The organism is Alishewanella sp. HH-ZS (genome assembly GCF_001704375.1).
In the GTDB taxonomy this organism is placed as follows: Bacteria; Pseudomonadota; Gammaproteobacteria; order Enterobacterales; family Alteromonadaceae; genus Alishewanella; species Alishewanella aestuarii.
Window position 1 is genome coordinate 111,752 of record NZ_LZEJ01000001.1, and the last position, 12,165, is coordinate 123,916.

Genomic DNA, 12,165 nt, shown 5'->3' on the forward strand with positions numbered 1-12,165 from the left:
AGACCTTTGTTAGTCAACCTGCTGTCACGCTATGTTGCGTGATCAATGCTGGTTCACCTGGGCCAAGTGGCCAAAAAAAAGGCCCGGAACCTTTGAGGTCACGGGCCTTTTTACAGACAGCACACCGCCGACCTCCTACCCCGCGGGGTTGGTGGTGGTAATAATGGTGGTGAGTACTGCTGCTTTTATATTCATAGACTACACTATGCACAGACTTTTAGACGTCTGTCAAACCTTTTCTAAGTTGTTATTGTGGACAGCCACGACGCTAGGCCAGCGCAGCCTCGCTCCAGATACTGATCTGGTTACGCCCGGCCCGCTTGGCCTGATACAAGGCCTGATCCGCTTGTTGCAGCATAGTTTCCACACTGCAGCCTGCTGCGCCGGTGCTGATACCGCAGCTAATCGTCAACTTTACTGCCGCGCTTTGCACAGCACAGAATTGCTCCATTTGCTGACGCAACCGCTGGGCAACCTCAATAGCTCCAGCCAGCTCAGTATCGGGCAAGATCACGGCAAACTCTGCTCCGGCCAAGCGCGCCAACAAATCATTATCGCGCAACAAGGCGCTAAACTGGCGAGCCAGCCCCTGTAACATCTGGTCGCCATGTTGATGGCCGTATTGATCGTTGAGCAGTTTGAAACGGTCCAGTTCGAAACGCAGTAACGCTAAAGGCCGCTGGTAGCGCTCAGCCCGGGTCAGTTCCAGTTGCAATTGCTGTTGCAGGTATTGCCAATTTGGTAAGGCCGTTAGCGTATCGAAACGATCCAGCTGTTTCAGTTGTTGCGTTTTAAATAACACCTCAGCGTGGTAACGGGCGGCCTCGCTGGCATCCTCCAGCCACAGTGCCAATTGTGCCTCCTCCTGTGGATTACTCAGCGGGATAAAGCTGACATTCTGCGCCATCTGGAACTCATTTTGCTCAGCCTTTGCCTGGCGCGGCAGCTTCAGCAAATACAAACGTTGTTGCCAGCTCAGCTGCTGAGTTTGTTGCTGCTGCAACACCTCAGCCATTTTACGGCAGAACCAGCTCTTAGGTACTTCCGGGAACAGGCTGAAAAAATCCTGCCCCAGAATCTGGGCTTCGGGTAACTCTAACTGCTGGCATAAAAAGGAGTTAACATAGCTCAGCTGATAACGGCTATTCAGCACCAATACAGCACCAGGTAACTGATTAACCAGTCGTTGCAGATTAAGATTCATGCCGTTATCACTCCTGAGGCGAAAGTCTATTGCCAAAACTCTTCTATTTTGTGAAATAATTATTTTAAATAACAACTATATTCGCTATGGTAGCAGGAGTGAATCGCTTTTTGCTCCGAATGCCAATCAGGGTGACGCCATGCCGCAAACCAGCCTGTCTAAAAAGCTGCTGACCAAGGTTTTATCGGTTTATTTTATTTTGACGCTGATTGTCACCCTGGGTCAGATCGTGGCCGAGTACTACAATGCGAAAAGCTTTATCCGTAACGAACTGACGACCTTACAACAAACCTTCGCCGGTAGTCTTACCCGGGCTATCTGGGAGCTTAATACCCCACAAACGCTGAATATCGCCGACGGTCTGCTGGCGGTACCTGCCATTGAAGGGGTCATTGTCCGGGATGATAACGGTACTGTTATAACCCAGTCCGGCCGCTATATCGACATTCAGCAACGCTTTAGCAACCAACTGGTACAGCAGGAACTCAGTCTGAGCGACCAGCAAAGCGGCATCTTTGGTTATACCTTCCCATTGATCTTCGAATTTTCCGGCCGTACCAGCCAGGTTGGTGATGTTACTCTGTTCTCTAGTCGCAAAGTCGTCATTGAACGGATTGAAATGGGCATCTATTTCCTGATTGGTAATGCGATGCTAAAAACCACTTTTTTGATTATTTTGTTTTTAATGGCTTTCCGGCGTTATCTGACCGAGCCGCTGGCAGATCTGAGCCAGCAGATTGAAAGTCTGGATTTGGACCAGTTGGACGGCTCTAAAGTACGTATTACGCCAGATGAAGGTGCCGAACTGACAGTAATGGCGAATGCCTACAATAAATTAATCGACCGCTTGCAGGACAATCAGCAGCAGTTAAAGCAGACGCAGCAGCAACTGATGTTATCCAACAACAAACTGGATCAGCAAAATTTACTGCTGGAGCAGGAAGTCGCCCGTAAAACCTCCGGCTTAAGTCAGGCGATGATGGATCTTCAGCAACAGAAGCAAGAACTGCTGCAGAAGAAGCAGGCGCTGCGCGAGGAAATCGAACAGCGTCGCCAGACCGAACTCGACCTGCGGCAAAAACAACGGGAACTGCAGGACACCATTGATAACCTGAATCAGGCGCAGGACCGGCTGGTACAATCAGAAAAAATGGCCGCCTTGGGTGGTTTGGTTGCCGGCATAACCCACGAGGTAAATACTCCGGTCGGTATTGGCGTAACGGCCACCAGTTTTCTGGCAGAGCGCTTGCGTCAACTGGAGCAGGCCTTTCGTGAAAAAACCCTTACCCCGAAAATGCTGGAAGATTTTTTATCTGAAGCCGGTCAAAGTACCGACTTGCTGCAATCCAATCTGAGCCGGGCGTCAGAGCTGATTGCCAGCTTTAAGCAAATTGCGGTCGACCAGGCGAGTGAAGCGATCCGCACCATAAATCTGTGCCACTATATTCACGAAATTATTCGCTCGCTGCAGCCACACTTCAAAAAAACCAAACACCAGCTCGAAGTTAACTGTGCCGAGAATATTATTCTGGATTGCCCGGCTGGCGCTATCTCACAAATCTTTACCAATTTCCTGATGAACTCGTTAATTCACGGTTTTGAGGGGATTGAGCAAGGATTGATCCGGATCACCGTTACGGACGACGCCGATAATATTGATATCCATTACAGTGATAACGGTATCGGTTTATCAGAGGCGCAACTGGAGAAACTGTTCCATCCTTTCTTTACCACCAAACGCGATCAGGGCGGCAGTGGCCTTGGCACTCATATCGCTTACAACCTGGTACGGCAGACGCTGGGCGGCAGTATTGAGGCCAACAGCAGCCCGGGCAAGGGCTTGCATTATCATGTCAACTTCCCGAAAAAACCAAGATTGCCTCGCTAAGGCAGGTTATACTGCAGCGTCTTTAATGAAACGGAAGTTAAGTTGTTATGTGGTTTAAAAATGTGCGGGTGTACCGGTTAAGTGCGCCTTTAACAATTGAAGCAGCCGCGCTGGAACAGGCGCTGGCAGAATACAAATTTACCCCCTGTAGTGGCCAGGAAGCGGTACGCAGCGGTTTTAGCTTCCCGCTGCATCCCTCGATCAAACACTACAGCCATCAGCAAAATCAGCGCTGGTATTTCGCGATAAAACGTCAGGAAAAGGTGTTGCCGGCAGCCGTGATTAATGAAGAACTGGCGCCGAAACTGGACGCGGCAGCCACAGAGGCCGGTCGGCCGCTGAGTCGCAAAGAGAAGCAGGCACTAAAAGAAGATCTGATCCAGACGTTATTGCCCAGAGCCTTCAGCCGCTCCAGCCTGACTCAGGGCTATTACGATGCAGAACGGCAATGGTTGGTATTAAACACCGGTAGTGCCAGCAAAGCCGAAGATATCCTGGCTCTGCTGCGCAAGGCTTTAGGCTCATTGCCTGCCCTGCCCTGGCTGGATAGTCATAAATTGAATCAACAACTGCAACTTTGGCTGCAACAGCAGTCCTTGCCGGCACAATTTCAGCTGGGCGCCGCAGTTGAGCTGAAAGCGCCGGATGAGGAAGGTGCCAAGGTTAAATTTAGTAACCACCTACTTACTGCTGATGAGGTGCAGACCCATTTGCAGGATAAACTGGTTACCCGGCTCAGTTTACAACAAGAGCAAGGTTTAGCTTTGACCGTCGCTGATGATGGCGGTATAAAGCAGATCCAATATCCGGACGCCCTGTTTGAGCAAAACGAGGAACTCGGCTGGGACGATTTAATTAGTCGCCTGGATGCGGATCTGATCCTGATGGCCGATAGTCTGGATCAGGCATTACAGGCAATCAGCGCTCAGGTAAACGGCAGTCATTAAAGCTGTCAGAGGCTGCCATATCTTAGCGGTTAGGCAGCCCCTGATGTTCTAGCTAAACAAGCAACGAATATCATTATAAAGTTCAGTAAATACCGGTTGCTTGTTAAATTCGGGTACAGTGATCAGTTGCTGCTGCAAATAATATTGCAGTAACTTGATTTCAGCTTCTGCCGACTTATAGTAGCCTCGGGAGATGGCTGCCAGCCGGATAAAATCCGTATAATCCGGTGGTACTCCCCCCTGACAGAGGCGCCAGTTTTTGGCCGCGCTCTGAAACTCCGCGCCAAAATCCCAAGCCTGCAGTATTTTCACGCTGATATAGGGGCTGACTTTCTCAACCAGATTATGTAAAAACACCGGGTGCCCAAACACCTCCGGATGACGCTCAGCCTCGGCAATCACCGCCAGTGCACCGATATTATGCACCAGAGCGCAGAGCGTCATCACATCGCTACTGAGGGTGCAAGCACGGTTATGTTGCTGGTGCAGTTTCAAACAGGTCACAGCGATAGTCGCAACCTGTACATTATCAGCCCACAGTTTATCCAATTGTTGCTGCACCAGTTTATATTTAGACACAAACAGCTGCTCCAGCGCTAAGGCTGTCGCCACATGCTTAATCTGACTTAAACCGATCCGGGTCACGGCCTGTTGCAGCGTATTGCATTTGATGGCCCGTCCCAGAAAGGCACTGTTCGCCAGTTTCATCAGGCGGGCAGCCAGCGCCGGATCCTGCGCAATAATCTCAGCCATTTGCGCCAGGGTCACCTCAGGATCATCGGCATACTGTCGAACCCGCAGCGCGATCTCCGGCAGGGTCGGTAGCAGTAAGCGATCAGTTTTAATCTTTTCATCCAGAATGGTCAGTAATGCTTGTTGTGCGCTCATTGCTGTGATAATTCCCCTGTTGACCCTGCTTCTGCCAGCGGTGCTAACTCACCGTCCATTTGTTGCAACAACCTGAATATCTCATCTTTCGCTGCCTGACTTGCCGCCTTCTCCAGCAAGCCCGCTAATCTGGTCAGTTCCGGATAACCCATACTGCCAGCACTGCCTTTTAAACTGTGCGCCGCAAAGCCAAGCGCTGACCAGTCAGCCGCAGCGGCCAATTGCTGCAATTCTGCTAACAGTGCCGGTAATTGCTGCCGGAATTGTTGCAGTAACAGCTGCATCGCCGGATCAGCCGCCAGTTGCTGCTCCAGCGCTGACGCTTTACCGACATTTTGTCGGGCATAACGCTGAATCATCTGCTGGAATTGCTGTGGTACCACCGGCTTGGCCAGAATGTCCTGACAACCTGCCTGGCGATAACGCTCTGCGTCTTCAGTCATCACATTAGCAGTAACGGCGACAATAGGTGTTTGGATCCCGGCCAGACGAATTAACCGGGTTGCCTCCTCGCCGCCCATCACCGGCATTTGCATATCCATAAAAATCAAATCAAAGGACTCGACCAGCACCCGCTCCACCGCCTGATGACCATTCTCCACCATAACATGTTCCAGCCCAAGCTGTTGTAGCATCAGTTCCAGCAGTAGTTGGTTGTCTGGATTATCTTCCGCAACCAATACCCGTAACGAAGCTGGCAGGGTTAATGGCTGGCTTGGTTCCGCCGCCGCAGTGCAGCTTTGATAACTGTCGACCAATCTTGGATTGGGCGCCAGCCGGAACTGTACTTCGAAGCTACTCCCCACACCTTTGACACTTTGTACCTGGATATCGCCATCCATTTGTTCCATCAGCTTCTTCGAAATACACAGGCCAAGACCAGTACCGCCAAAGTGCCGGGTAACAGTCGCATCGGCCTGAACGAAAGGTTGAAACAAGCGGGAGACTTCTTCAGCCGTCATGCCAATGCCGGTATCTTTAATCTTAATTGATAATAGCGCACGCAGCGGCTGATAACTGACACTAATCACAATTTTACCTTTACGGGTAAATTTAACCGCATTACTGGTCAGATTCAGCAATACCTGGCGCACTCGTAAACTGTCGTTAAAGAGCTCAGCAGGCAGCGGGAAATGCAGTTCCAGCTGGCAGGCCAAACCTTTCTGCGTCGCTTGTTCCCGGGTCTGCTGATAAATTTCATCCAGCATCGCCAGATAGTTAAAATGCTCTGGCTGTAACTCCAGTTTCTCCGCTTCGATTTTCGACAGATCCAGAATATCATTAATCAGCTGCAGTAAATGCCCACTGCTGCGCAGTACCCGGCTAAGATAGTCAGAGCGACGCGAGGCGTCCTGCTCCTGCAAGGCCTGCTGGCTAAAGCCGATCACTGCCGTCAGCGGCGTGCGGATTTCATGGCTCATATTAGCTAAAAATACACTTTTTAACCGGTTGGCTTGCTCAGCCAGCTCCCGCGCTACGATCAACTCCTGATTGGCGGCGGCCAGATCATCATTAGCCCGGGCGAGCGCCTGAGTGCGTTGTAGTACCTTCTCTTCCAGTTGCTGCTTATACGCCAGCTCCCGCTCCCGATAGACACGCAATTGCCGGACCATCACATTAAAAGCAGCAAACATATCACCGAGTTCATCCGGCCGCCGCGGCTCCAGCACAAAAGACAGATCCCCCTTACCCACCGCAGTTTTGGCTAAAGTGAGTTGCCGAACAGGCTCAAACACCTGCCGGATCAATAACCGATAAATCAACAAAGGGGCCAACAACGCCAAGGTAAGGGTAAAGATGGCAATCCATAGCGGCCAGTTGGGGGCATCCTGGTACAGCTCAGCGGCATCAATGCCATATAACAGCTGATAGGGACCGGCCAGATTACGGCCTACCAATAGCTTGGGTTGGCCGAGTAATAAACCCTGACTGAACCGGGTCTGGTCGATACTTTGCTGCAAGGCCCGATAATGGCTGGGGGTAAAGGCGCTGCCAATCAGGGCCTCATTTGCGGCGTAGGCAATGGTTGCCGTGCGGTTGATAATTAAGGTTACACTTTGTGGCGTTACCGGGTCCTGCACTACTCTGGCAAACGCCGCCGGCTCAGTAACGATCAGCAAATAGCCCCACAGCTGACGGTTGCCGGCGCTGTCCGGCAGATAAAGCTTACGGGCAAAAAATAACTTCAGTTGCCGCTCTGCGCCATCTGGTGCAATAAAGATACCCTGCTCATCTATCATGCCCTGAATGGCAGAAAAATACTCATTTCTAAAGCGCTCGGGGACGGTTTGCTCAGTGCTGGCAGTAGGATAAAGCGTATCTTCATCACCATTCAGGCGTAACAGCTTGATAGCGTGAATATTGGCGTCCTGCTCAACGAACTTTTGAAATAACTGGCGGGTTAACTCCCGACTCTCGGGTAGCGGTTGTTGGATATGCTGTACTAAGGTACGGGCCGTAGCCAATACCGAAAGCCGGATCTGATGAAACAACAAAAACTCATTTAACTCTTGTTGTTGTTGTTGCAGCTTTAACGCGACCTGATTGTAATACTGTTGTTGCTGATACTGGCCGCTAAAATGATAAGCCAGGTAGCCCAATGCCAGCACCGGCAGCACCAATAAAGGAATAATATAGACCAGCAGCGTGGCTCTGAGCTTCATCTGGTCTGTACCTTCCTTTGCTAAACTACCCTGGACACAGCATAACGAGCATCAGGCAGCAGAACAAGTCAGGCGAAAATAAATTTCGCCATAAAAATCAGCGCCAACAGCCAGACACTCAGGGTAGTTCGTTCCACTTTACCGGTGAGCAGACAAAGTACGGCGTAGCTGATAAAACCCATACCAATACCATCGGCAATTGAAAAGGTGAGCGGCATCATAATCAGCACTACCGCGACCGGTACCGCCTGCAACATATCATCCCATTCAACATGCTGTAAGCTGGTCAGCATCAAAGTCGCTACATACAGCAAGGCTCCTGCGGTAGCATAGCCCGGTACCATGGCAGCCAGTGGTGAAAACCACAAGGCCAATAAAAACAGCAGGCCTGTTACAATAGCGGTCAGGCCGGTGCGCCCACCTGCCGCCACACCACTGGTGCTTTCGACATAGCTGGTGGTAGTCGAAGTTCCCAACAGGGCGCCAACCATACTGGCGCTGCTATCGGCCACGAGCGCACGGCTTAAGTCCGGTACCTTGCCATCTGCTTGTAACAAGCCCGCTTTTTGGGTTACCGCTACCAGCGTACCTGAGGTATCAAATAAATCGAGAAACAGTAAGGTCAGTACTACCGGGATAATGCTCAGTGTCAGCGCAGCCGTAAAATCCAGCTGCATAAAGGTCGGTGCCAGCGAGGGTGGCATAGCAACGATACCGCTAAACTCAGTGTCACCTAACCACCACGCGGCCAGCGTTACCAGCAAAATACTGACCAGGACAGCGCTATGCCAACCGCGATGCGCCAGCGCAAAGATCAGAAAAAAGCCGGCAATGGCTAACAGTACCTGTGGACTATGCAAATCACCAAGAGTAACCAGCGTTGCCGGGCTGGCGACGATAATATTGGCCGTTTTCAGCGCGATCAACGCCAGAAACATGCCGATACCGGCGGCAATCCCCAACTTTAGCGGCAAGGGGATACTGTTAATAATCCATTCCCGGATCTTAAAAATGCTTAGCAGTAAAAATAAACAACCGGAAAAAAATACCGCAGCCAGCGCCGTCTGCCAGCTATAGCCCTGCTCCAGCACTATCACATAAGTAAAAAAGGCATTCAGCCCCATACCCGGTGCCAGGGCGATCGGCAGATTCGCCAACAGCCCCATCAATACACAGCCCAGTGCAGCGGCCAGACAGGTTGCGACAAAGACCGCACCATGATCCATGCCGGCCTGCGCCAGTAAGCTGGGATTGACAAACAGCACATAAGACATCGCCATAAAGGTCGTCAGACCGGCCAGCAGCTCCTTGCGGACCGAGCTATGGCGGGCGGATATTTTGAACAGTTGCTCGAACATATCAGTTCCGGCGGGGCGCTTGGCCGCGGCCCGCAGTAAGAAGAAAGGAAGTTAGATAATTTTGTTATCCTGCCAGAATTTTTCTTTTTCCAGCCGTTTTTGCCGCTTTTCGCACGGCTTATCACAATCACAGGCTTTATCTATGCCCAGCTCACCTAAACCGCCACAACTGCCGGCCAGCGTTTTGCGCTGCAACAGATAGCCGACCGCCATCGCTACCACAACCACTAAAAACAGCCCAAATGTCAGCAAAAAGATCGTCATACGCTACCTCAGGATTAATTTAAAAAAGGTGTGAACGCATCAGAATAGCGCTCTTCAAAACCGGTTTCGGTTTTTACAATCAGGATCGCTGCCAGCTGGTGCTGATTGGCAAAGGCAATCGCCTCGTCAGCAGGCAACACATTTAAGGTGGTGGCATAAGCATCAGCAACAATCGCATCCGGATGCAGTACAGTACTGGATACGGTCTTATGCTGAATAGGCTTGCCGCTACGCGGGTCAATCAGATGTGAATAGCGAATACCGTCTTCTTCAAAGTAGTTACGATAATCACCCGATGTCGCCAGTGCCATGCTCTGTAATGCCAGTATTCGCTGCACTGAGCGTTCGCTACTGACCGGACGCTCAATAGCAATCTTCCAGGGGCCGCTTGGCTTGGCTGTGCCTACCCGCATATCACCGCCGATATCGACCATAAAGCTCTGATAACCATGTGCCAGCAGAATTTCAGCCAGACGATCTACACCATAACCCTTGGCAATAGTCGATAAATCAATCGCCACCCGCGGCTCCAATTTGCGCAGCACCTGCCCCTCTAACGCAATTTTATCTATTCCGACATAAGCGCGAATGGCATCCAGTTGGGCTTGCTCCGGGGCATGAGTAATGCGTCCCTGAGCACCAAAGCCCCACAATTCCACCAAGGGGCCAACAGTCACATCCAGAATGCCACCACTTTGCTGACCAATGCGGATTGCTTCGGCAATCACCTTCGCAGTTTGTGGCGTTAGCGTGACCGGTTCAGTGCTTTGCTGGCGGTTAAAGCGCATCAGCTCTGACTCCGGCCGGTAAGTCGACATCAGATCGTTGATCAGTTCCAGCTCGGTATCCAGCTCTTGCTGCAGTGCAGTCAGATCCGGTTGCTGTTCACTGTAAAACTTCACCACATAGTAGGTGCCCATGGTCTTGCCTTGTAGCTGATACTCTTTCGCCTGCTGCGCGGGCTGACAACCCATCACAAGTAACAGCAACAACAGCGGAACCAAACGACAGACAGACCACATATTTACTACTCCGGTAAAAGAAAAGGGGCGACTAAGTCGCCCCTATTTTACCGTGTTCGCGGTTGATTAACCACCGAAGTCGTCTAACAGAATGTTGTCGTCTTCTACACCTAAGTCTTTCAACATGTTGATTACCGCCTTATTCATCATTGGCGGACCACACATGTAGAATTCACAGTCTTCCGGTGCTTTATGGTTTTTCAGGTAGTTTTCATAAATCACGTTATGAATAAAACCGGTATAACCTGTCCAGTTGTCCTCTGGCTGCGGATCTGATAACGCCGTGTGCCAGACAAAGTTTTCATTCTCTGCTGCCAGCATATCGAAATCTTCAACATAGAACATTTCTCGCTTCGAACGGGCACCGTACCAGAAGCTGATCTTACGCTTGGATTTTAAGCGGCGTAACTGGTCGAAAATATGTGAACGCATTGGCGCCATACCGGCACCACCACCGATAAATACCATTTCGGCGTCAGTGTCTTTCGCAAAGAACTCACCGAATGGACCTGAAATCGTCACCTTGTCACCGGCCTTTAATGACCAGATAAAGGACGACATCTTACCGCAAGGTAATGACAGGTTATTTGGCGGCGGTGTTGCGATCCGCACGTTCAGCATGATGATGCCTTCTTCTTCCGGGTAGTTCGCCATTGAGTAAGCACGAATGGTCGGCTCATCAACTTTAGATTCCAGCGTAAAGAACTTAAAGCGTTCCCAGTCGCCACGGTATTGTTCAGGGATATCGAAATCCTTGTACTTAACATGGTGGGGTGGTGCTTCGATCTGAATATAACCACCGGCACGGAATGGCACTGACTCGCCATCCGGGATCTGCAGCTTCAGCTCTTTGATAAAGGTCGCTTTGTTATCGTTAGAGATAACAGTACAGTCCCATTTCTTGATACCGAAAATCTCCGGCTCTACCTCGATCTCCATATCAGATTTAACGTTAACCTGACAGGATAAGCGGCAACCTTCACGGGCTTCACCCTTAGTGATGTGACCCAGCTCAGTTGGCAGAATTTCACCGCCACCGGCGTGTACGTGCACCCGGCACTGACCACAAGAACCACCGCCACCACAGGCTGATGATAAAAAGATACCGTTGTCTGCTAAAACATTTAACAGTTTACCGCCGGCTTTGGTTTTAATGGCTTTGCTTGGATCACCGTTAACACTGATGGTAATGTCACCGCTGGCAACCAGCTTTGACTTGGCGGCCAGGATAATAAATACCAGCGCCAGTACCACGACAGTGAACATGCCAACGCCAAGATAAATCTCTTGCATGGTGCTATTCCTCTACTGCTTACAGTTGAACGCCGGAGAAGGACATAAAGCCTAATCCCATTAAACCTACTACCAGGAAGGTAGTGCCCAGACCGCGTAAGCCATCCGGAATATCGGCATACTTCAGTTTTTCACGTACTGCAGCCAGTAAGGTAATCGCCAGCGCCCAGCCAACACCACTACCTAAACCGAATACTACGCTTTCACTAAAGGTATAATCACGCTCAACCATAAAGGCTACCGCACCGAAGATCGCACAGTTTACTGTGATCAACGGCAGGAAGATCCCCAGGGCGTTGTACAGAGCCGGGAAATACTTATCCAACGCCATCTCCAGGATCTGTACCAGCGCCGCAATAACGCCGATATAGGTCAGGAAGCCGAGGAAGCTTAAATCTGCATCCGGGAAACCGGCCCAGGCTAAAGCGCCCGGTGCTAACAAGTTAGCGTACACCAGATTGTTCACCGGTACAGAAATACCCAGTACCACGATAACCGCAACACCTAAACCAAAGGCAGTTTTAATCTTCTGCGATACCGCCAGGAAGGTACACATACCGAGGAAGAAGGCCAGTGCCAGGTTTTCAATAAAAACGGCACGTACAAACAGGCTAATATAATGTTCCATGCGTTACTCC

At 50.7% G+C, this 12,165-nt stretch carries 10 protein-coding genes; 2 read left to right on the forward strand and 8 right to left on the reverse strand.

Going from position 1 to position 12,165, the window contains the following annotated elements:
* Window positions 1-268: 268 nt before the first annotated feature.
* Window positions 269-1,204, reverse strand: a complete 936-nt coding sequence (locus A9165_RS00545) for a sensor domain-containing diguanylate cyclase (RefSeq protein WP_065954561.1) — start codon at window positions 1,202-1,204, stop codon at window positions 269-271.
* Window positions 1,205-1,343: 139 nt separating this feature from the next.
* Here A9165_RS00545 and A9165_RS00550 point away from each other — a divergent pair, with 139 nt between their 5' ends.
* Window positions 1,344-3,092: an ATP-binding protein gene (locus tag A9165_RS00550; protein ID WP_065954562.1), complete on the forward strand. Its 1,749-nt coding sequence runs from the start codon at window positions 1,344-1,346 to the stop codon at window positions 3,090-3,092.
* Between the two features lie 47 nt (window positions 3,093-3,139).
* Window positions 3,140-4,039: a recombination-associated protein RdgC gene (locus tag A9165_RS00555; protein WP_065954563.1), complete on the forward strand. Its 900-nt coding sequence runs from the start codon at window positions 3,140-3,142 to the stop codon at window positions 4,037-4,039.
* Between the two features lie 48 nt (window positions 4,040-4,087).
* On the opposite strand, the gene A9165_RS00560 is transcribed toward A9165_RS00555, so the two are convergent.
* The 7 genes from A9165_RS00560 to nqrE form a co-directional block, all read right to left on the reverse strand.
* Window positions 4,088-4,927 (reverse strand): HDOD domain-containing protein, encoded by an 840-nt coding sequence (locus tag A9165_RS00560; protein WP_008607207.1) that lies wholly within the window; start codon window positions 4,925-4,927, stop codon window positions 4,088-4,090.
* Complete coding sequence (locus A9165_RS00565) at window positions 4,924-7,590, reverse strand: ATP-binding protein (protein ID WP_008607206.1); 2,667 nt, start codon at window positions 7,588-7,590, stop codon at window positions 4,924-4,926. Before A9165_RS00565 ends, A9165_RS00560 begins: the two co-directional genes overlap by 4 nt.
* A 68-nt stretch (window positions 7,591-7,658) precedes the next feature.
* Window positions 7,659-8,948, reverse strand: coding sequence for an NCS2 family permease (locus tag A9165_RS00570; protein WP_008607205.1), 1,290 nt, complete (start codon window positions 8,946-8,948; stop codon window positions 7,659-7,661).
* 51 nt (window positions 8,949-8,999) lie between these two features.
* Window positions 9,000-9,212, reverse strand: coding sequence for a (Na+)-NQR maturation NqrM (nqrM, locus tag A9165_RS00575; protein ID WP_008607204.1), 213 nt, complete (start codon window positions 9,210-9,212; stop codon window positions 9,000-9,002).
* Between the two features lie 14 nt (window positions 9,213-9,226).
* Window positions 9,227-10,234 carry an FAD:protein FMN transferase gene (locus A9165_RS00580; RefSeq protein ID WP_008607203.1) on the reverse strand — a complete coding sequence of 336 codons (1,008 nt, stop codon included), beginning with the start codon at window positions 10,232-10,234 and terminating at the stop codon, window positions 9,227-9,229.
* Between the two features lie 66 nt (window positions 10,235-10,300).
* The gene (gene nqrF / locus A9165_RS00585; protein ID WP_008607202.1) at window positions 10,301-11,527 is read right to left on the reverse strand and encodes an NADH:ubiquinone reductase (Na(+)-transporting) subunit F; all 1,227 of its coding nucleotides are present in this window, start codon (window positions 11,525-11,527) and stop codon (window positions 10,301-10,303) included.
* A 19-nt stretch (window positions 11,528-11,546) separates the two neighbouring features.
* Window positions 11,547-12,155, reverse strand: coding sequence for an NADH:ubiquinone reductase (Na(+)-transporting) subunit E (nqrE, locus tag A9165_RS00590; RefSeq protein ID WP_008607200.1), 609 nt, complete (start codon window positions 12,153-12,155; stop codon window positions 11,547-11,549).
* Window positions 12,156-12,165: the final 10 nt, after the last annotated feature.